This is a genomic window from Kitasatospora sp. NPDC015121, assembly GCF_055562955.1.
Window position 1 is genome coordinate 43,975 of record NZ_JBVHEH010000033.1, and the last position, 19,334, is coordinate 63,308.

18 protein-coding genes are annotated in these 19,334 nt (G+C 77.0%); 12 read left to right on the forward strand and 6 right to left on the reverse strand.

The genetic code is table 11. The annotated features are described in order from the left end of the window. Position 1 precedes the first annotated feature (1 nt). The 9 genes from ACZ3J7_RS34540 to ACZ3J7_RS34580 all read left to right on the forward strand — a co-directional run bounded on the left by ACZ3J7_RS34540 (position 2) and on the right by ACZ3J7_RS34580 (position 9,794). On the forward strand, positions 2-964 hold the full coding sequence (locus ACZ3J7_RS34540) for an amino acid ABC transporter permease (protein ID WP_465627354.1): 963 nt from the start codon (positions 2-4) through the stop codon (positions 962-964). Between the two features lie 17 nt (positions 965-981). Next, positions 982-1,734, forward strand: a complete 753-nt coding sequence (locus tag ACZ3J7_RS34545) for an amino acid ABC transporter ATP-binding protein (protein ID WP_465627381.1) — start codon at positions 982-984, stop codon at positions 1,732-1,734. Continuing rightward, positions 1,731-2,942: a M20/M25/M40 family metallo-hydrolase gene (locus ACZ3J7_RS34550; RefSeq protein WP_465627355.1), complete on the forward strand. Its 1,212-nt coding sequence runs from the start codon at positions 1,731-1,733 to the stop codon at positions 2,940-2,942. The genes ACZ3J7_RS34545 and ACZ3J7_RS34550 overlap by 4 nt, the downstream gene beginning before the upstream one ends. Positions 2,943-3,061: 119 nt before the next feature. Further along, positions 3,062-4,387 carry a cyanophycinase gene (locus ACZ3J7_RS34555; protein WP_465627356.1) on the forward strand — a complete coding sequence of 442 codons (1,326 nt, stop codon included), beginning with the start codon at positions 3,062-3,064 and terminating at the stop codon, positions 4,385-4,387. A gap of 129 nt (positions 4,388-4,516) precedes the next feature. Continuing rightward, on the forward strand, positions 4,517-5,401 hold the full coding sequence (locus tag ACZ3J7_RS34560; RefSeq protein WP_465627357.1) for a MurR/RpiR family transcriptional regulator: 885 nt from the start codon (positions 4,517-4,519) through the stop codon (positions 5,399-5,401). Positions 5,402-5,582: 181 nt separating this feature from the next. Beyond that, positions 5,583-7,097, forward strand: coding sequence for a cryptochrome/photolyase family protein (locus tag ACZ3J7_RS34565; RefSeq protein WP_465627358.1), 1,515 nt, complete (start codon positions 5,583-5,585; stop codon positions 7,095-7,097). 132 nt (positions 7,098-7,229) lie between these two features. Further along, positions 7,230-7,832 carry a sigma-70 family RNA polymerase sigma factor gene (locus ACZ3J7_RS34570; protein WP_465627359.1) on the forward strand — a complete coding sequence of 201 codons (603 nt, stop codon included), beginning with the start codon at positions 7,230-7,232 and terminating at the stop codon, positions 7,830-7,832. Positions 7,833-7,905: 73 nt separating this feature from the next. Further along, on the forward strand, positions 7,906-9,087 hold the full coding sequence (locus ACZ3J7_RS34575; protein ID WP_465627360.1) for a MerR family transcriptional regulator: 1,182 nt from the start codon (positions 7,906-7,908) through the stop codon (positions 9,085-9,087). Continuing rightward, positions 9,069-9,794 carry a YqjF family protein gene (locus ACZ3J7_RS34580; RefSeq protein WP_465627361.1) on the forward strand — a complete coding sequence of 242 codons (726 nt, stop codon included), beginning with the start codon at positions 9,069-9,071 and terminating at the stop codon, positions 9,792-9,794. The genes ACZ3J7_RS34575 and ACZ3J7_RS34580 overlap by 19 nt, the downstream gene beginning before the upstream one ends. 229 nt (positions 9,795-10,023) lie before the next feature. Here the strand turns inward: ACZ3J7_RS34580 and ACZ3J7_RS34585 are convergent, their stop codons facing one another. Beyond that, a complete protein-coding gene (locus ACZ3J7_RS34585; protein ID WP_465627362.1) occupies positions 10,024-10,263 on the reverse strand; it encodes a hypothetical protein in 240 nt (79 codons plus the stop codon). 219 nt (positions 10,264-10,482) lie between these two features. Between ACZ3J7_RS34585 and ACZ3J7_RS34590 the strand changes: the two genes are divergently transcribed. Next, positions 10,483-11,781 (forward strand): class I SAM-dependent methyltransferase, encoded by a 1,299-nt coding sequence (locus ACZ3J7_RS34590; protein ID WP_465627363.1) that lies wholly within the window; start codon positions 10,483-10,485, stop codon positions 11,779-11,781. A 7-nt stretch (positions 11,782-11,788) separates the two neighbouring features. On the opposite strand, the gene ACZ3J7_RS34595 is transcribed toward ACZ3J7_RS34590, so the two are convergent. From ACZ3J7_RS34595 to sigK, 3 genes are all read right to left on the reverse strand, one after another. Further along, on the reverse strand, positions 11,789-12,160 hold the full coding sequence (locus ACZ3J7_RS34595; protein ID WP_465627364.1) for a DoxX family protein: 372 nt from the start codon (positions 12,158-12,160) through the stop codon (positions 11,789-11,791). Between the two features lie 169 nt (positions 12,161-12,329). Further along, complete coding sequence (locus ACZ3J7_RS34600) at positions 12,330-13,073, reverse strand: anti-sigma factor (protein WP_465627365.1); 744 nt, start codon at positions 13,071-13,073, stop codon at positions 12,330-12,332. Continuing rightward, positions 13,070-13,654 carry an ECF RNA polymerase sigma factor SigK gene (sigK, locus tag ACZ3J7_RS34605; protein ID WP_465627366.1) on the reverse strand — a complete coding sequence of 195 codons (585 nt, stop codon included), beginning with the start codon at positions 13,652-13,654 and terminating at the stop codon, positions 13,070-13,072. Before sigK ends, ACZ3J7_RS34600 begins: the two co-directional genes overlap by 4 nt. A gap of 360 nt (positions 13,655-14,014) precedes the next feature. Here sigK and ACZ3J7_RS34610 point away from each other — a divergent pair, with 360 nt between their 5' ends. Both ACZ3J7_RS34610 and ACZ3J7_RS34615 read left to right on the forward strand, forming a co-directional pair. Then, positions 14,015-15,619 (forward strand): molybdopterin-dependent oxidoreductase, encoded by a 1,605-nt coding sequence (locus ACZ3J7_RS34610; RefSeq protein ID WP_465627367.1) that lies wholly within the window; start codon positions 14,015-14,017, stop codon positions 15,617-15,619. Positions 15,620-15,680: 61 nt separating this feature from the next. Continuing rightward, on the forward strand, positions 15,681-16,343 hold the full coding sequence (locus tag ACZ3J7_RS34615) for a fasciclin domain-containing protein (protein ID WP_465627368.1): 663 nt from the start codon (positions 15,681-15,683) through the stop codon (positions 16,341-16,343). An 88-nt stretch (positions 16,344-16,431) separates the two neighbouring features. Here the strand turns inward: ACZ3J7_RS34615 and ACZ3J7_RS34620 are convergent, their stop codons facing one another. Together ACZ3J7_RS34620 and ACZ3J7_RS34625 are read right to left on the reverse strand one after the other, a co-directional pair. Then, positions 16,432-17,727: a tetratricopeptide repeat protein gene (locus ACZ3J7_RS34620; protein ID WP_465627369.1), complete on the reverse strand. Its 1,296-nt coding sequence runs from the start codon at positions 17,725-17,727 to the stop codon at positions 16,432-16,434. A 61-nt stretch (positions 17,728-17,788) separates the two neighbouring features. Next, positions 17,789-19,234 carry a DUF4331 domain-containing protein gene (locus ACZ3J7_RS34625; RefSeq protein WP_465627370.1) on the reverse strand — a complete coding sequence of 482 codons (1,446 nt, stop codon included), beginning with the start codon at positions 19,232-19,234 and terminating at the stop codon, positions 17,789-17,791. Between the last annotated feature and the right edge of the window lie 100 nt (positions 19,235-19,334).

Below are 19,334 nucleotides of genomic sequence, written 5' to 3' on the forward strand. Positions count from 1 at the left end.
CGTGCCCACCACCGCACACCGCCCCGCCGACCCGGCGGCCGCCGCGACCGCCGGCGCGCAGGACCTGGTCGCCGTGCCCGTCCGCCACTGGGGGCGCTGGGTCGCCGCCGCCCTCGCCCTGGTCGCCCTCGTCGGCCTGGTCGGCTCGCTCGCCGGGAACCCGAACCTGCGCTGGGACGTCGTCGGCCACTACCTGTTCGCGGACCTGATCTTCGACGGCCTGACCACCACCCTGTGGCTGACGGCCGCCGCGATGGCCCTCGGCCTCGCCCTCGGCACCCTGGTCGCCGTCCTGCGACTGTCCGCCAACCCCGTCCTGTACGGGCTGTCCACCGGCTTCGTGTGGCTGTTCCGCGGCACCCCGCTGCTGGTCCAGATCATCTTCTGGGCGTACGCGGCCGCGCTCTACAAGCACCTGATGATCGGCATCCCGTTCACCACGGTCACCTTCGTCGAGCTCGACACCAACAGCCTGCTCACCCCGTCCGTGGCGGCCCTGCTCGCGCTGGGCCTCAACGAGGCCGCCTACGCCTCCGAGATCGTCCGGGCCGGCATCCAGTCCGTCGACCCGGGCCAGACCGAGGCCGCCCACTCGCTGGGCATGAAGCCCGCCCTGACGATGCGCCGGATCGTGCTGCCGCAGGCCATGAAGGTCATCATCCCGCCGATGGGCAACGAGACCATCAACATGCTCAAGACCACCGCGTACGTCTCGGTGATCGCCGCGCACGACCTGATGTCCAACATCCAGGACGTCTACGCCCAGAACTACCAGGTCATCCCGATGCTGGTGGTCGCCGCCCTCTGGTACCTGGCGCTGACCACGGTCCTGTCCGTGCCGCAGGCCTGGCTGGAGCGCCGCTACGGCCGCGGCACCGCCCGCGCCGGGCACGTCTCCCCGCTGCGGCGGATGTTCACCGGCCTGCCCGGCCTGCTCCCCACCACCCGCGAACGGAAGGGCTGAACCCGATGGCCCGCCCCATGGTGCACGCCGAGGGCGTGCGCAAGCACTTCGGCAGGCTGGAGGTCCTCAAGGGCGTCGACCTGACCGTCGAACGCGGACAGGTCTGCTGCCTGCTCGGCCCGTCCGGCTCCGGCAAGTCCACCTTCCTGCGCTGCATCAACCACCTGGAGAAGGTCGACGGCGGACGCCTCACCGTCGACGGCGACCTGGTCGGCTACCGGCAGTCCGGCACCCGGCTGCACGAGCTGCGCGAGGCCGAGGTCGCCGAGCGCCGCCGCGAGATCGGCATGGTCTTCCAGCGCTTCAACCTCTTCCCGCACCTGACCGCCCTGGAGAACGTCACCGAGGCGCCGGTCCGGGTCGCCGGGGTCAACCGCGCCGACGCCCGCGCCGAGGCACTGCGCCTGCTGGAGCGGGTCGGCCTCGCCGACCGCGCCGGCCACTACCCCGCCCAGCTCTCCGGCGGCCAGCAGCAGCGGGTGGCGATCGCCCGGGCGCTGGCGATGCGGCCCAAGCTGATGCTCTTCGACGAGCCGACCTCCGCCCTCGACCCCGAACTCGTCGGCGACGTCCTGGACGTGATGCGCGACCTGGCCGCCGACGGCATGACGATGGTCGTGGTCACCCACGAGATCGGCTTCGCCCGCGAGGTCGGCGACACCGCCGTCTTCATGGACGAGGGCGTGGTCGTCGAAGCCGGCGACCCGCGCAGGGTCCTGGTCGACCCGGAGCAGGAGCGCACCCGCGCCTTCCTGTCCAAGGTCCTGTGAGCGGCGCCCCCACCCGGGCCGCCGCCCCGCCCGCCGCGGAACTCCTGGACGCCGCCCGGGCCGCCCTGCCCCGCTACCTCGCCGACCTCGCCGACCTCGTCGCCATCGACTCCGGCTCCCACGACGCCGACGGCGTGAACCGGGTCGCCGACTGGTTCGAGCACCGGCTGCGCTCGATCGGGTTCACCACCAAGCGCACCACCCCCGGCCCGGTGGACGGGCGGCGCTTCGGGGACGTCCTCGTGGCCAGGCTCGCCGGCTCCCTCCCGGAGCGGGACGGGGGAGCGCGGATCGTCCTGGTCGGCCACATGGACACCGTCTTCGAGGACGGCACCGCGGCCGCCCGCCCGTTCCGCGTCCTCGACGGCCGGGCCCACGGCCCCGGCGTCAGCGACGACAAGGGCGGCCTGCTGGCCGGCGTCACCGCCGCCGAACTCCTGGTGCGCCACGGCCGGACGGCCTTCGCCGAACTCGTCGTCCTCGCCACCCCCGACGAGGAGGTCGGCTCGCCGGCCAGCCGGCCGGTCACCGAGCGGACCGCGGCGGGGGCGCACTACGCGCTCGGCCTCGAGTGCGCCCGGGAGAACGGCGACCTGGTCGTCGAGCGCAAGGGCGTCGCCGACCTGCTGGTCACCGTCACCGGGCGGGCCGCCCACGCCGGGATCGAGCCCGAGCGCGGCGCCAACGCCGCCCTCGCCGCCGCCCACCTGGTGGTCGCCCTGCAGGCCCTCAACGGCACCCGGCCCGGCGTCACCCTGAACGTCGGCGTGGTCCGCGCGGGCACCCGCACCAACATCGTGTGCCCCGAGGCCGAGCTGCACGTCGAGGTCCGGGCCGCCACCACCGCCGGCCTGGAGCACGCGATCGCCGGGATCCGCGCGGCCGCCGCCCGGACCGTCGTCGCGGGCACCGCGGCCCGGGTCGACCAGCTCGACCTGTGCCCGCCCATGGAGCACACCGCGCCGGCGGCGGCCCTGCTCGCCGCGGCCCGGCGGGCCGGCGCCGACCTCGGCCTGCGGATCCGCGGCGCCTCCACCGGCGGCGTGGGCGACGCGAACCTCACCTCGGGCCTCGGCGTCCCCACCCTCGACGGCCTCGGCCCGGTCGGCGGCGCCGACCACACCCCCGAGGAGTGGCTCGACACGGTCGGCGCACCGGACCGGATCGCCCTGCTGGCGCTGCTCGTCGAACGCCTCGGCCGCCGCTGACGGCCGCACCGGCCGCACCACCGCCGCTGCCGGCCGCACCACCGCCGGGCGGACGCGCCTCCCCGCGCGCCCGCCCGGCGGCGCACGGTTCCCCCCTCCCACGACCACGGAGCTCCCGGATGCACCGACACCTCCGCACCCACCGCGGCCGGACCGCCCTCGCCCTCGCGGCCGCGCTGGCCCTCCTCGCCCCGACCGACCAGGCCGCCCAGGCCGCCGCCGCCCGGTCCGCCGACCAGGCCGCCCGGCCCGCCGGGCCCGGGGGCACCCTGATCCTGGTCGGCGGCGGCCTGAAGGACGGCAACGCCGCGATCTACGGCGAGATCGTCGCCAGGGCCGGCGGCCCCGGGAGGGCGCGCATCGGCGTCCTGACCGCGGCCTCCGTCCCCGAGAGCCAGGACCCCGACGCCGCCGACCCGGACGCCTGCTCCAACTCCCGCTGCAACGGCCGCTTCTACGCCGACCTCCTCAAGCGGTACGGCGCCGCCGACGCCCAGTGGGTGCCGATCGACGTCGAGCACGTCGACGCGGCCGACTCGGCCGCCGCGGTCGCCCAGGTCGAGTCGATGACCGGCTTCTTCCTCGGCGGCGGCGACCAGTACCGCTACGTCACCAGCCTGTTGCACGGCGACGCCCGCACCGACTCCGCGGTCATGGCGGCCATCCGCCGCAAGCTCGCCGCCGGAGCCGTCGTCGCGGGCTCCAGCGCCGGCGCGCAGATCGCCTCCGGGCCCGACATGGTCACCGGCGGCGACAGCTACCAGGCGCTGCGGGACGGCAGCGCCCCCGGCTACTTCGCGGACCCGACCCGGCTCGGGTACCTCCCGCAGGGCGGCTTCGGCCTCTTCGACGCCGGCCTGCTCGACACCCACACCGGCACCCGGGGCCGCGAGGGGCGGGCGATCCGGCTGGCCGCCGACACCGGCCACGACCGGGTGTTCGCCCTCGACGAGGACACCGCGATCGAGGTCGAGCACGTCGGCACCCGCAGCGAGAGCCTGCGCGTCCTCGGCACCCACGGCGTCTCGGTGTTCGACCTGCACACCGCCCGCACCGGCACCGCCGGCGGGCACTGGACGATCGACGGGGTCCGCTACAGCTACCTCACCGACGGCGACCGCTACGACCCGCGCACCCGGCGCGCGCGGCCCGGGGAGGGCAAGCGCCCGCTCACCGCCCGCTCCGACGCCCCCGTGCCGCCCAACCACGACGCCTTCTCCTCCGTCGACGCCCCGGACGGCCACCCCTACTCCCTCTCCGGCACCGCCCGCGCCCTCACCGCGACCACCGCCCAGCGCACCGCGACCGCCACCACCTTCGAGTCCGCCCCCGCCTCCGAGGTCGTCCTGCGCCGGCGCGGCGACACCCGCGCGTGGACCGCCGACGGCACCGCCGCCGCCTCCTTCACCGACCTGGAGGTCGGCGTCCACCCGGCCGCCGGCTGACCCGGACCCCCGCCGGGGCACCGGACCCGCTCCGCGATCTCCGCGGCCCGGCACTTCGCTAGGCTGCGGAGACGCGCTCCGCGCCGCACCACCGAAGACCGCCCGCAGACCGGGAAGGGGAGCCCGCCCATGCCCACCGTCACGCTCGCCGAGGACATCCGCCAACGACTCGGCGACTGCAGTCCCGCCGAGCGCAAGGTCGGCAGGATCCTGCTCGCCGGGTGGCCGGCCGCCGGGTTCGAGACCATCGCCACCCTCGCCGAGCGGGCCGGCGTCAGCGCCCCCACCGTCATCCGGTTCGTCAACCGCCTCGGCTACCGGGGCTTCCCCGACTTCCAGGCGGCCCTGCGCGCGGAACTCGACGAGCGCCAGGCCTCGCCCGTGACGCTCTACAGCAGCGGCAACTACGGCGGCGCCGCGGCCGGCCCGGCGGACGTCGGGGCCAAGGCGGAGGACCTGCTCGCCCACGGCCGGGAGGTCTTCACCGCGGCGGTCGACCGCACCCTCGCGGAGGTCACCCCGCACGACCTCGACCGGGCCGTCCAGCTCCTCGCCGACCCCAAGCGGCGCGTCACCCTCGCCGGCGGCCGCTTCACGAACCTCTTCGCCCAGTACCTCGGGCTCCACCTGATGCAGGTGCGCGACGACGTCCGCTTCCTGCCCGACCGGCCCGTCGAGCGCACCGCCCTGCTCGCCTCGCTCACCCGCCGCGACGTCCTCGTCGTCTTCGACTACCGCCGCTACGAGGAGGACAAGGTCACCGCCGCCGAACTCGTCCGCGAGGCCGGGGGGCGCGTCGTCCTGTTCACCGACACCTGGCTCTCCCCGGTGAGCGCCCACGCCGAGGTCGTCTTCTCCAGCCAGGTCGGCGCCCCCTCGCCGTACGACAGCCTGGTGCCGACGCTGGCCGTCGTCGAGAGCCTCGTCGCCGGGCTGATAGCGGAGCTCGGGGACCGCGCCCACCAGCACATGCGTCACAACGAGGAGGTCGCCACCCGGGCGCACCTCACCTGAACCCCCTGCTGAGACCGCCGGGACCGCCGGGACCGCCGGGGCCGTCGGGCAACGCTGCGCGAACGCTGCGGTTCGCCCGGGCCCGGGCGGGGAGCCGACGCTGGAGGGCGGAGGCGCCCGCCTCCCCGTCGGAAGAGGGTGGCGTCATGGACCGCGGGAACCGGCGTCCGGGAGCGGCCCGGTGAGCGGGCCCCGGCCGCACTGGCTCTTCGGGGACCAGCTCGGTCCGCACTTCCTCGACCCCGCGGAGCCCGGACCGGACCCCGGGGCGCCCGTGGTGATCGTCGAGGCGCGGTCGGTGTTCCGGCGCCGCCGCTTCCACCGGGCGAAGGCCCACCTGGTGCTGTCCGCGATGCGGCACCGGGCCGCCGAACTCGGCGACCGGGCCCGCTACGTGCGGGCGGAGACCTACCGGGAGGGCCTGCGGCAGGCGGTGGGGGAGGGGGCCGTCACGGTCTGCCACCCCACGTCCAGGGCGGCGCTCGGCCTGGTCACGGCGCTGCCGCGGGTGGAGGTGCTCCCGCCGCGCGGCTTCCTGGTGCCGTTCGGGGACTTCCGCCGCTGGGCCGACGGCCTCGGCGGACGGCGGCTGCTGATGGAGGACTTCTACCGGCGGGTCCGCCGCGCCGAGCACCTGCTCCTCGACCCCGCCGGGGAGCCCGTCGGCGGCCGGTGGAACCTCGACGCCGACAACCGGGAGCCGCCGCCGCGCGGGAGGTCCGTCCTGCCCGTGCCGCCGCCCCGGTGGCCGGAGGAGGACGGGATCGACGAGGAGGTGCGGGCCGACCTCGACCGCTGGGAGCGGTCGGGCGAGGTGCGCTTCGTCGGACGGGACGGCCCCCGCCGCTTCGCCGCCACCCGCGCCGAGGCCGTCCGCGCGCTGGAGCACTTCGCCACCGCCCGGCTGCCCCACTTCGGACGCTGGGAGGACGCCGTCCTGGCGGACGACCCGTGGATGGCGCACAGCCTGCTCTCCGTCCCGCTGAACCTCGGCCTGCTCGACCCGGGCGAGTGCGTGCGCCGCGCCGAGGACGCCCACCGCTCCGGGAGCGCGCCGCTCAACAGCGTCGAGGGGTTCGTCCGGCAGGTGGCCGGCTGGCGCGAGTACGTCTGGCAGCTGTACTGGTACCTCGGCGAGGACCACCGGCACCGCGACGCGCTCGGCCACCGCACCCCGCTGCCCGACTGGTTCGCCGAACTGGACGCCGACGCGGTCCGGGCCCGCTGCCTGTCCCGCGTGCTCGCCCAGGTCCGCGACACCGGGTGGACCCACCACGTCCCCCGGCTGATGGTGCTCGGGAACTGGGCCCTGCAGCACGGCTACGACCCGGCCGCGGTCACCGACTGGTTCCACCGCAGCTTCGTGGACGGCTACGACTGGGTGATGGTCCCCAACGTGATCGGCATGTCGCAGTACGCCGACGGCGGCACCACGACCACCAAGCCCTACGCCTGCGGCGGCGCGTACCTGAACCGGATGAGCGACCTCTGCCGCCCCTGCGCCTACCGGCCCGGCGACCGGACCGGGGAGCGGGCCTGCCCGTTCACCAGCGGCTACTGGGCCTTCGTCCACCGCCACCGCGAGCTGCTGGCCGCCAACCACCGCACCGCCCGCGCCGTCGGAGGGCTCGACCGGCTCGACGACCTCCCCGAGGTCCTGGCGGCCGAGGCCGTCCGCGGGAGCGCCGCGCCCTGACCGGGCGGTCCCGCGGGGGCGGGTCCGGGGGCGGGTCCGGGCCGGCGGCGGCCGCGGCGGAAACGCTGCGCCGAAAACGCTGCGACAACGCTGCGAGTGGAACCCGGCGGCGCCGGGAGGCAGGTTCGGAGCATGAGACCCGCCACCACCCTCGCCCCGGTGCAGCCCCCCGCCGCCGACTGCCGGGCCCTGCGCGCCGAACGGCTGCGCGGCCTGGTGGCCCGCACCGCCCGGGGCGACCGGGGCGCCTACACCGGCCTCTACGAGGACCTCGCGCCGACCGTGTACGGCATCGCGCTGCGCGTGCTCAAGGACCCCGCCCAGGCCGAGGAGGTCGCCCAGGAGGCCCTGCTGGAGGTGTGGCGCTCCGCGCCGTCCTACCGGCCCGAGCGCGGCTCGGTCGCCGCCTGGGCGTGCACGATCGCCCACCGGCGCGCCGTGGACCGGGTCCGGTCGGTCCGCGCCTCCAGCGAACGCGAGCAGCGCGTCCTGCGGGAGGACCGGGCGACGCCGGAGCCCGTCGTCGAGACGGTCGAACGGGCCATGGAGGCGGCCCGGGTCCGGGACGCCCTGGCCGCCCTGGGCACGGCCCAGCGCCAGGCCCTGGTCCTGGCCTACTACGGCGGCTACTCGCAGAGCCAGATCGCCGCCGCCCTCGGACTCCCGCTCGGCACGGTCAAGTCCCGCATGCGGGACGGCCTGCTGCGCCTGCGCGGCGCCCTCCGGGACGGCTGACCGGCCCGCCGCGCCCCGCACCCGCACCCGTGCCCGACCGGCACGACCCGCCACCGCACCCGAGGAGACCGCCGTGAGGAAGACGACCGAGGGGGACGAGGCCGGGACCGCCGTCCGCGCGGAGGCGTCCGCCCCGGGGCGGCCCGGCGCGGACTCCCCGCCCGGCGCGGACTCCCCGCTGGGCGTGCCGACCGGCGCGGTCGCCCGGCGGCTGGGCGTGTCGCCCACCACGATCCGCTCCTGGGAGCGCCGCTACGGCATCGGGCCCTCCCACCGCGGAGCGGGCCGCCACCGCCGGTGGTCCCCCGAGGACGTCTCCCTGCTCGACGAGATGTGCCGGCTGACCGCCCGCGGCATCCCCCCGGCGGAGGCGGCAGGCGCGGCGAAGGCGGCGCGCTCCGCCGCGTCCAGCGCGCCCGCCGTGCCCGGCGCGCACCGGACGCCCGACGACGACCGGCTCCCGGCCGAACCCGGCACCGGGCCGGTCGCGGCCCGCCCCGCCCCGGAACCGGCGGCCACCACCCACCCGGGCGGCGGCCGCGCCATGCCGCTCGGCCCCGTCCGCCCCGAGTGCCGGGGCCTGGCCCGGGCGGCGGTCAGGCTCGACGGCCCGGAGGTGGCCGCGATCCTGCGCGGCGCCGTGGACGGCCTCGGACCCGTCCGGGCGTGGACCGAGGTGATGATGCCCGCCCTGCGCGCGGCCGGCCGCAAGTGGGCCGCCGACGGCGAACAGTACGTCGAGGTCGAGCACCTGCTCTCCTGGCACGTCGCCGCCGCGCTGCGCACCGCGGCGGTCGCCCCGGCCCGCTTCCGGGCGGCGCCGCCGGTGCTGCTCGCCGCCATGCCGGGCGAGCAGCACACGCTCCCGCTGGAGGCCGTGGCCGCCGCGATGACGGTGGGCGGCCTGCCCTACCGGATGCTCGGCGCCGCGGTGCCCGCGCGGGCGCTCCTGGACGCGGTCACCCGCCTGGGCCCCTCGGCGGTGCTGCTGTGGGCCCAGGGCCGCGCCACCGCCGACCCGCACCTCGCGGGCGAGGTGGGCCGCGCCTCGTGGGGCGCCGCCGGTGCCCGCCTGGACACGCTGGTCGTCACGGCCGGGCCGGGGTGGAACCGTCCCGACCGCCCGGCCGGACTGCCCCGTCCGCGCACCCTCGAAGCCGCCCTCGACCTGCTCCGCCGGGCCGTCGAGGACCGGGACCCGTCCGCCGCCGACCCGTCCGGACGGAGGGCCCTCCCGTGCGCCCCGAAGCGGTGACCGGCACCGCGCCGCGCCCGGTGCGGCCGACGCTGCTGTCCCAGGACTGGCGCGACGTGCTCTTCCTGCACTGGCCCGTGCACCCCGCCGCCGTCGCGCCCCTGCTGCCGCCCGGCGCGTTCCCCGACGTCCGCGGCGGCACCACCTGGGCCGGGCTCGTCGCCTTCTCCATGGAGCGGCTGGGGCCCGGCCGGGCGGCCCTGCCGTACGTCGGGACGTTCCCCGAGGTCAACGTGCGGCTCTACTCCGTCGACGGGCACGGCCGCCGGGGGGTGGTCTTCCGCTCGCTCGACTGCCCCCGGCTGCCCGCGGTGCTGGTGGCGCGCTCGGCGCTCGGCCTCCCCTACCGCTGGTCGCGGACCCGCTGGACGGCGGACGGCGACGTGCTGCACCTCGCCACCCGGGTGCGCGGGGCCGGGGGCGGCGGCGCCCGGTGCGTGCTGCGGGCCCGGGTCGGCCCGCGCCTCGAACGCCCGGGCCCGCTCGCCGACTTCCTCACCGCCCGCTGGGGGCTGCACACCCGCACCGCCGGCCGCACGGTCTACCTGCCGGTCGAGCACCCGCCGTGGCCGCTGCACCAGGCGGAGGTGGAGCACCTCGACGAGACCCTGCTGCGGTCGGCCGGGATCGAGGTCACCGGGCCCCCGGCGAGCGTGCTGTTCTCCCCCGGCGTCCCGGTCCGGTTCGGACCGGCGCAGCGCGACTAGGCCCTCTCTTTCGGGTCTTGCCGGGCGCGCGACGCCGGATCATCCCGCCTGGAAGCACCGGCCCCACACCCAAGTACATCCAGTACGAGGGCGTCGGGCCGGCACTCCCAGCCGGGCGCCCAACGCCGCGCGCTGATCCGACAAGATCCGAAAGAGAGGGCCTAGGCCCGACGGGCCGACCCGCCCGACCTGCCGTTCGGCGGGTCGGGCGGGTCGGCCGCGCGGTGGTTCAGGCTCCCGGCGCCCCTTCCGCGCGCTCGTAGCCGGCCAGCGCCAGGCCCAGCGCGAAGAACGTCGGAGCCCACTCGCCGATGAAGATCCCCCACCGGTCGGCCCGCTCCACGCCCCCGCCCTCGGTCTTCGCCGAGGCGCACCAACTCACCAGCGACAGGCCGATGGAGCCGAACGCCGCCGCGTAGGCGTGCTCGCTGCTGACACCGGCTTCGTGCAGACGACGGACGATTCCCATGACCACTCCCGGGTTCGGACGGACCTCTCGGTGTTCCCTTGCCGTTCCAGGTTCCGGTCCGCCGACGGGCCACCCCACCCGCATCGCTCCCGCACCGTTCCGGGAGCGGTGCCCCGTTCCGGAGCGGACGGCGGCCAAGCCGCGGCGGGCGCGGCTCCGAATCCCGGGGGCAGACGACCGCGGGGCCGCACCGAGGCCCCGTCCGGAGGAGGGGAACCGATGACCGCACCCACGACCCGATCCACCCGGGCGCCCGGACGGGGGAAGGGCGCCGCCGACGTGCTCGAACCCGTCCTGCACGAGCTGTTCGCCGGGCCGCCGCCCTTCGTCCTGCACCTGTGGGACGGCTCGACGACCGGCCCGGCGGACGGGCCGCGGCTGCGGGTGCGCCACCGCCGGGCCCTGCGCAGGCTGCTCTGGCAGCCGGGCGAACTCGGCCTCGCCGACGCCTGGATCAGCGGGGAGCTCGACGTCGACGGCGACCTCGCCGCCGCCCTGTCCGCCGTCCGCCGGGGCCTCGCCGGGCGGACGGTCGGCCGCCCGGCACCGCGCAGCTGGCCGGCCCTGCTGGCCGCGGCCGCCCGGCTCGGCGCCGTCGGGCCCCCGCCGCCCCGGCCCGGCGGCCGGGCGGAGGTCCGCGGCGCCCTGCACAGCCGCAGCCGGGACCGGGCGGTGATCAGCCACCACTACGACCTGTCGAACGAGTTCTACGCCCTGCTGCTCGGCCCGGCCATGGCCTACTCCTGCGCCTACTACACCTCCGACGACCAGTCCCTGCGGGCCGCCCAGGAGGCCAAGTTCGACCTGGTCTGCCGCAAGCTCGACCTGCGCCCCGGCAGCCGCCTGCTCGACGTCGGCTGCGGCTGGGGCGCGCTGGCCCGGCACGCCGCCCTCCACTACGGCGCCGCCGTCACCGCCGTCACCCTCTCCGCCCGCCAGCACGCCCACGCCCGGGCCCTGGTGGCCGAGGCGGGCGTGGCGGACCTGGTGGACGTCCGGCTGTGCGACTACCGGGAGATCGCCGCGGCCGCCTACGACGCGGTCAGCTGCGTGGAGATGGGCGAACACGTCGGCCGGGACGAGTACCCCGCCTTCGCCGCCCGCCTGCACGGCCTGCTGCGCCCGGGCGGGCGGCTGCTGGTCCAGCAGATGTCGCGCGGCGCCGTCGCGCCCGGCGGCGGCGCGTTCATCGAGGCGTACATCACCCCCGACATGCACATGCGCCCGCTGGGGCGGACCGTCGACCTGATCGAGGCGGCCGGCCTGGAGGTGCTGCACACCGAGGCGATGCGCCCGCACTACGCCCGCACCATCGACGCCTGGCGCGCCGAGCTGACCCGGCAGCAGGACCGGTTCACCGCGCTGGTCGGACGGCCGACGGTGCGGTTGTGGCAGCTCTACCTGGCCGGCAGCTCGCTGGCCTTCGCGGAGGGGCGGATGGGCGTCGACCAGATCCTGGCCCGCCGCCCCGGCGGCGCGGACGGGACCGTCCGGCCCGCCGAGTGGTACCCGCGCTGACGCGGCGTCAGCGGCGGGCGACCCGCAGCGCCCAGAGGACCAGCGGGACCTGCAGGGGCAGTCGGGCGAACGCGGCGGCGCGCAGCGGGGCCGGGCGGTGGCGCCAGTCGTGGGCCATCTGGACGTTGGCCGGGAAGACGGCGGCGAACAGCCCCGCGGCCGCCAGCGCGCCGGCGCGGCGGCCGCGCGGGTGCAGGACCGCCGCGCCGACGGCCAGTTCGGCCAGCCCGCTCGCCCTGGTCCAGGTCCGGGGCGAGCCGGGCAGGGCGCGCGGCACGATCGCGTCGAACGGCTCCGGGACGGCGAAGTGCGCGGCTCCGGCGGCCAGCAGGAGCCCGCCGAGCAGGCGGGCGGAGCGGTCGGGGCGGTCGGCGGTCATCGGCTCTCCTGGGGCGTCCGGACGGCGCGGGATGTTACCGAACAGTAGACCCGGCGGGCGGGCCGGGGGAACCCCGCGTCCGCGCCCGCCGGCCGCCGCCGCTCCCCGCCGCGCCGGACCGCCCGTCCGCCCGCCGGCCCGCCCGCCCGCCCGCCGGCCCGCCGGGGCGTCAGGTGAAGGGCAGGACGAGGAGCGGGGGCGAGGTGGGGTGGGCCGAGCCGCCCGCGGGCTCCTCGGTGACGCCGACGCCGTCGGCCCCGCCGATGGCCCCGGCCAGGACGAGGGAGCCGTCGGAGGGGAGCAGCCCGGCGGGGCGCATGGTGCCCGCGTCGTCGAACCAGAGCTGGTAGACCCGGCCGCCGGGGAGGGCGGGCAGGTCGGCGGCCCAGAACCCGGCCCGGCCGAGCGCGGGCGACCACACCGTGGTGCCCGTCCCGCCGCCGGTCACCGGACCGCTGGCGAGGCGGGCGTCCGGAGCGGTCAGCAGCGCCGTGAGGGCGGCCCGCTGCTCCCGGGCCGCCGCCGCCTCCGCGCGGGCCTGCCCGGTCTCCCGGTGCTGTTCGACGGCGAACGCGCCCGCGCCGACCGCGGCGGCCAGGCAGGCGGCCAGCGCGAACCGCTGCCAGCGCCGGGGGAGTCGGCGGCCCGGGCGGGGGTCGGCCGCGGGGGCCACTCGCGGGGTGTCCTGCCGGGTGGTGGGCAGCTCCGCCAGCACCCGGGCCTTGAGCCGGGGCGGCGGGGCGACGGCTTCGGCGGCGCCGAGCCGGGCGAGGGTGGCGGCGAACTCGGCGACCTCCCGCGCGCAGGGCTCGCAGTGCGCCAAGTGGCCCTCGAAGGCGGCGCGTTCGGCGTCGTCGAGGGCGTGGGCGGCGTAGGCGCCGGTGAGGGCGTGCAGGTCGGCGGTGGCGTTCACGATCCCACTCCCAGGCAGTCGCGCATGCGGATCAGGGCGTCGCGCATGCGGGTCTTCACGGTGCCGAGCGGGGCGCCGAGGGCCTCGGCGACCTGCGGGTAGGTGTAGCCCCGGTAGTAGGCCAGGGTCAGGGACTCCCGCTGGAGTTCGGTCAGCGTCTTCAGGCAGCGGCGGACCTGCTCGCGCTCCAGCCGGCCCTCGACCTGTTCGGCGACCTCGTCGAAGGCCGTCGTATGGGCGGCGGCCGCGGCGCGCCGGTCCCGGTCGGCCGCGGCCTGGGCGGCCCGGACCCGGTCGACCGCGCGGTGGTGGGCGATGGTCATCACCCACGGCATGACGTCCCCGGTCTCCGGCCGGTAGCGGGCGGCGGTGCGCCACACCTCCAGCAGCACCTCCTGGGCGACCTCCTCGGACTGCGCCGGATCGCGCAGCACCCGGCGCACCAGCCCGAGCACCGGCCCGGCCACCACGTCGTACAGGCGGGAGAAGGCCTCCTGGTCGCCGAGGGCGACCAGGCCGATCAGCTCCCGGAGGTCGGGCCCGGGCCGGCCGGGGTCGGGGAGGCGGACGACCGTGCTCACCACGGAGCGCCTCCGGAGTGTCGGGCGGGGAGTGCTCCCGGGGCGGTGGGGGACATGGGTGCCTTCCGTCGGACGGCCGCCGTTCGGCGACGCGGATGACAGGCTGTCGGGTGCCTGCTCGTACTGGGCGTTCGACACCGGACGGTGCACGGATTGGTCCCCGGGCCACCCCACCGTCCTCCGCGCGGAGGTCCGACCGCCCGGACGGCCCGGGCGGGACGACGGGCGCGGACGCCGGCCCGCCCTCCCAGGCTCCGGCCGGCCGTCGGCCCCGGGCCGGCACGGACGTCCGGTGTCACCCGATCGGGCGAGTCGGAAAGTCCGACCAATCCGCGCCCGCCCAGGTCCCGAAGCGGGGGTGTGACCAACCAACCGACCCCCTCCGCCGCACGGTCCCGCCGACCGGCCGGCCGCGCGCTGCCGCGGCTGGCCGGCGCGGCAGCGACCGGCCTGGCGGCGGCGGTGGCGGCGCTCGGCGCGGGCGAGCTGGTGGCGTACGCCACCGGTGCCGCCACCGCGCCGGTGATCGCGGTGGGGTCGGCGGCGATCGACCTGACGCCGACGCCGCTCAAGGAGTACGCGGTCCGCACCTTCGGCACCCACGACAAGGCGGTGCTGCTGGGCGGCATCCACCTCACGATGGCGCTGCTCGCCGCGCTGGCCGGCCTGCTGGCGGTGCGCCGCCCGCTCGCCGGGGCCGCGGTCTTCGCCGCGTTCGGCGGCCTCGGCGCCTGGGCCGCGCTGTCCCGCCCCGGCGCGGCCGCCGCCGACTGCGCCCCGGCGCTGGTCGCGGGCCTGGTCGGCGCGGTCACCGTGGTGGTCCTGGCCCGCCTCTGGCGCCGGACGTCCGCGCCGGCCCCCGCACCCCGGGCCGAACCGGACGGCACCGGGGTCACCAGCCGCCGGACGGTGCTCACCGCCACCGCCGCGACCCTCGCGACGGGCGCGCTGGCCGGGGTCGGCGGCCGGATCCTGACCGACCGCCGGTACGACGTCGGCGCCGCCCGCGAGGCCGTCCGGCTGCCCGCGCCGGCCGAACCGCTGCCGCCGCTGCCCGCCGCCGTCCACCCGAACGTCCCGGGCCTGTCCCCGTTCACCACCCCGAACGCGGACTTCTACCGGGTCGACACCGCGCTCACCCTGCCCCGGATCGACCCCCGGGACTGGACGCTGCGCATCCACGGCCTGGTCGACCGGCCGCGGCTGCTCACCTTCGACGAGCTGCTGCGCGAACCGCTGGAGGAGCTCGACCACACGCTGTCCTGCGTCTCCAACGAGGTCGGCGGCCCCTACGTCGGTACCACCCGCTGGCTCGGCGCCGCGCTGCCCGCGCTGCTGCGCCGCGCCGGGGTCCGGGCCGGGGCCGACCAGCTGGTCGGCCGCTCGCAGGACGGCATGACCATCGGCACCCCGCTGGAGTCCGTCCTGGACGGCCGCCGCGCCCTGCTGGCGGTGGCCATGAACGGCGAGGCACTGCCCGTCGCGCACGGCTTCCCGTGCCGCAGCGTGGTGCCCGGCTTCTACGGCTACACCTCCGCCACCAAGTGGCTGGTCGAGCTGGAGGTCACCACCTTCGCCGCCTTCGACCCGTACTGGGTGCGGCGCGGCTGGGACCGCACCGGGGCCGTCCGCACCGCCTCCCGGATCGAGCTGCCCGCACCGTTCGCGCGGGTCCCCGCCGGGGACGTGGACGTCGCCGGGACGGCCTGGGCCACCCACCGGGGCATCGCCGCCGTCGAACTCCGGATCGACGAAGGCCCCTGGCAGCAGGCCGAGTTGGCCGCCGACGCCGGGCCCGACCTGTGGCGGCAGTGGACCCACCGCTGGCGCGGCGCGACCCCCGGCACGCACCGCATCGAGGTGCGCGCCACCGACGCCACCGGCGCCGTGCAGCCCGAGAGCCGCGCCGCGCCGTTCCCCGCCGGGGCGACGGGCTGGCACAGCACCGTCGTCACCGTCACCTGACCACCCGACGACCACCTTCCTTCCCGCACCACTTCACCCGAGTACCGAGGAGAGATCCGCCATGTCCGCGCACACCCGCAACCGCCGCACCCTCACCGCCCTGCTCGCCGCCGGCGCCCTGGCCCTGACCCTGGGCGCGTGCAGCAGCAGCGGCGGCTCCAGCTCCTCGTCCGCCTCGGCCTCGGCCTCCGCCGCGGGCTCCTCGGCGGCGGCGACGTCCGGCACCACCGCCTCCGCGGCGGCGATGACCGACCAGCCGTTCGGCGCCGCCTGTGCCGCCGTGCCCAAGGACGGCGCCGGGTCGTTCTCCGGCATGGCCAAGGACCCGGTCGCCACCGCCGCCTCGAACAACCCGCTGCTGTCCACCCTGGTGACCGCCGTCAAGCAGGCCGGCCTGGTCGACACCCTCAACTCGGCGCAGAACATCACCGTCTTCGCGCCCACCAACGACGCCTTCGCCAAGGTCCCGAAGGCCGACCTGGACGCGCTGCTGGCCGACAAGGCCAAGCTGACCAAGGTCCTCACCTACCACGTCACCCCCGAGCGCCTGGCCCCCACCGCGCTGGCCGGCACCCACAAGACCCTGGAGGGCGGCGACCTCACCGTCACCGGCACCCAGCCGGACTTCACCGTCAACGGCAACTCCAAGGTGCTCTGCGGCAACGTGCAGACCGCCAACGCCACCGTCTACATCGTCGACACCGTCCTGATGCCGACCTCCTGACCCGCCGTCGCACCGAGGGCCCCGACCGTTCCCGGCCGGGGCCCTCGGCGCGTCCCGCCCCCCGCGTCCACGACCGGTGGCCGCGGGCTCAGGGGGTGAGCGCCGCCCGGGCGGCGCGGGCCCGCGGGGCCTGGAGGGGGTCGAACCCCGGATCGGTGGCGAGGGCCCCGGAGAGGTCGGCGCGGGCGTCGTCGGTGCGGCCGAGGGCGCGTTCGATCTCGCCCCGGTGGTAGAGGAACGGGGCGCTGCGCCAGCCGTGGGCGAGGGCGAGGTCGGTGTAGCCGAGGGCTTCGCGGTCCGCGCCGGTGCGGTGCAGGGCCCAGGCGAGGGCGTCGGCGACCAGGACGTGGTGGCGGCGGTCCCACTCGGCGCGCAGCAGCCGGACGGCCGCGGCGGGATCGCCGTGGTCGGCCTCGAACTGGCCGAGCGTCAGGTCGTCGACGACGCCGTTCGCGGCGGCGAGGTCGGCTTCGGCGCGCAGCAGCCGGTACTGCTCGGCGGCCTGTTCGCGGTGGCCGAGGGACTCGTGGAGTTCGCCGAGCTCCAGCAGGTACTGGGGGAGCGGCACCCTCGCGGCGGCCTGCGCGTAGTGGGCGAGGGCGTCGTCGGTGCGGCCGAGCGCCGCCTCGGCGCGGGCCTGTCCGGCCAGGGCGGCGGTGTGGGCGGGGTCGGCGGCCAGCGCGCGGCGGTAGCCGTCGAGGGCGTCGTCGGCGCGGCCCGCGGTCCGGTCGAGCTCGGCGAGCTGGTGCAGGCAGAACGCCCGGTCGGCGGGGTCGTAGGCGTCGGCGAGGGCGCGTCGCAGGGCCGTGCGGGCGTCCTCGGTCCGGCCGTGCTGTTCGAAGTCGTAGGCGGCGCGGGTGAAGGACGCGGTGCCCGGGTGCAGGTCGAGCAGGTGCTGGGCGGCGTCGGTGGCGCCCGCGTCGTCGCCCAGCTGGGTGCGGGCGTCGGTGAGGACCGCCCACGCCTGCCAGTGCAGCGGCGCGCCGGCCAGGGCGCGCCGGGCGTGGTCGGCGGCCTCGGCGAACAGGTGGCGGGCGTTGGCGAGCGCGCCGAGGCCGGTGAGCGCCTCGGTGTTGCCCTCCGGGGCGAGGGCGAGCGAGCGGTGCAGGGCCTCGTCGGCCTTCGGGTACCACGAGGCGTCGGCGGTCAGCCGGGCCTGTTCGACGTACTCGCCGCCGAGCCGGGCCCAGGCCGCGGCGTCGTCGGGGCGGGTGCGCAGGTGCTGCCGGTCGGCGGCGATCGCCGCCGCCAGGGCGGACCCGGCGGAGGGCGCGGCGCGGGGAGCGGCGGCGGCGGGGGCGGGTGGCGGCTCGGCGAGGCCGCCGAGGTGGGCGAGGCCGGCGCACAGGGCGGCGGCGGTCAGCAGCAGGGGCAGGCGGCGCACGGCGGCTTCCCTCGGTGAGGAGCGGGCGGCGGCCCCGGAGCCCGGGGCCGCCGCGCGGGGGTCACTTCTGGTTGACGGCCTTGTCGTAGGGCAGCGCCAGGTACGGGAAGGCGGCGGCGAACGGCCGGTCGGGACCGTTGACCTTGTCGCCGGCCGCGAGGGCCTGGACGAACTTCCCGGGGGTGGCGCCCTCGACGACCTGCAGGGCGATGTCGACGACGTCGTCGCCGAGCCGGCGGCCGTTGGGGAAGCCCTGGAAGTCGCCGTTGAGGACGCCGAGGCGGTCCGGGGCCGGCGTCACCGGGGTGGACATGTTCAGCCGCAGCTCCTCGGCGGGGACGAACCGGCCCGGGTCGACGTCCTGGTTCATCAGCTGGGAGTTGAGGTCGACGGCGAGCGGGCCGTTCGCGGCCTTGGCGATGCCGGTGAGGAAGATCTCCTGCAGGTCGGTGCGCGGCGCGGCGGGCGCGGGCAGGCCGTAGATCGCCTGGACGAGCTTGGGCACCTCCGGGTCGAGGACCTTGGCGACCACGGCGGGCTGGTCGTGGTCCGCGGACGGGGGCAGCGCGTTGAACGCGTCCTTCAGCCCGGCCGGGACGACGACCTCGTTGACCAGCGGGTTGCCCAGCCGCGAGACCTGGACGTAGTCGCCCACCGGGTCGGCCTTGCCGGGGCTGAGCCTCATGCTCTGCTTCTCGGTGCTCGACCAGACGCCGACGACCGGGTTGCGGGTCGGGTCGCCCTTGTACGCGAGGTGGCTCTTCGGGACCTGCAGGACCACCGAGTTGACGTTGTACCCGGCCAGGGTGTTCTGGCCCACCTCGGAGAGGTCGCCGCCGTACAGCAGGTCGAAGACCCGCAGGTCCAGGAAGAACGGGTCGGCGGCCTGGGTGGCCACCGTCTGCCCGCCGCCCGGGAGTTGGACGGTGGCCTGCTGGCGCAGCCGCCCGTAGTCGGGCATCGAGGCGCGGCCGGTGTCGGACGGGGCGACCTGGCCGTGCTCGACCAGGGTCACCGGGTCGCAGTTCGGGTGGAGCTCCTGGAGCGTGTAGTACTGGCGGAAGCGCAGGGTGTCGTCGCCGAGGTCGTTCACCGGGCCCTTGTCGTAGAGGAAGGTGTCGGTACCGCGCAGGTCCTCGGTGTGGAAGGTCCAGCGGTAGGTGACGTCGGGGTGCCCGGTGCCCTGCGAGTCGATGTTGATGTCGTAGTGCGCGCCGTCCGCCCACGGGTAGAAGTTCGGGCCGCCGTTGGGCTCCTGGAACGGCAGCCAGTTGGCGATCAGGGTGACCGTGTCCGGGTTGTCGGGGCTGGTGAAGGCGTACAGGTCGGTGTTGTCGACCTGCGGGTCGGCGGCGATCAGCGGCGCCTCGCGGTGGCTGGACGCCTGCGAGGTGCCGGCGCCGGTGCCGAGCAGGGCGGTGCCGGCCATGCCGAGGGCGAGCGCGGTGAGGACCGCGGCTCCCCGGGCGGCGGAGCGGCGACCCGGGGATCGACGGGGAAGGCTCATCAAGGAGTCTCCGATTTCCTTGTCAGGAACGGTCGTTCCGCGTCCGTGGCGGACGCGGGACGTGCGGGGGTCGTGCGGCGGGTCGGCCGACACGTACTGT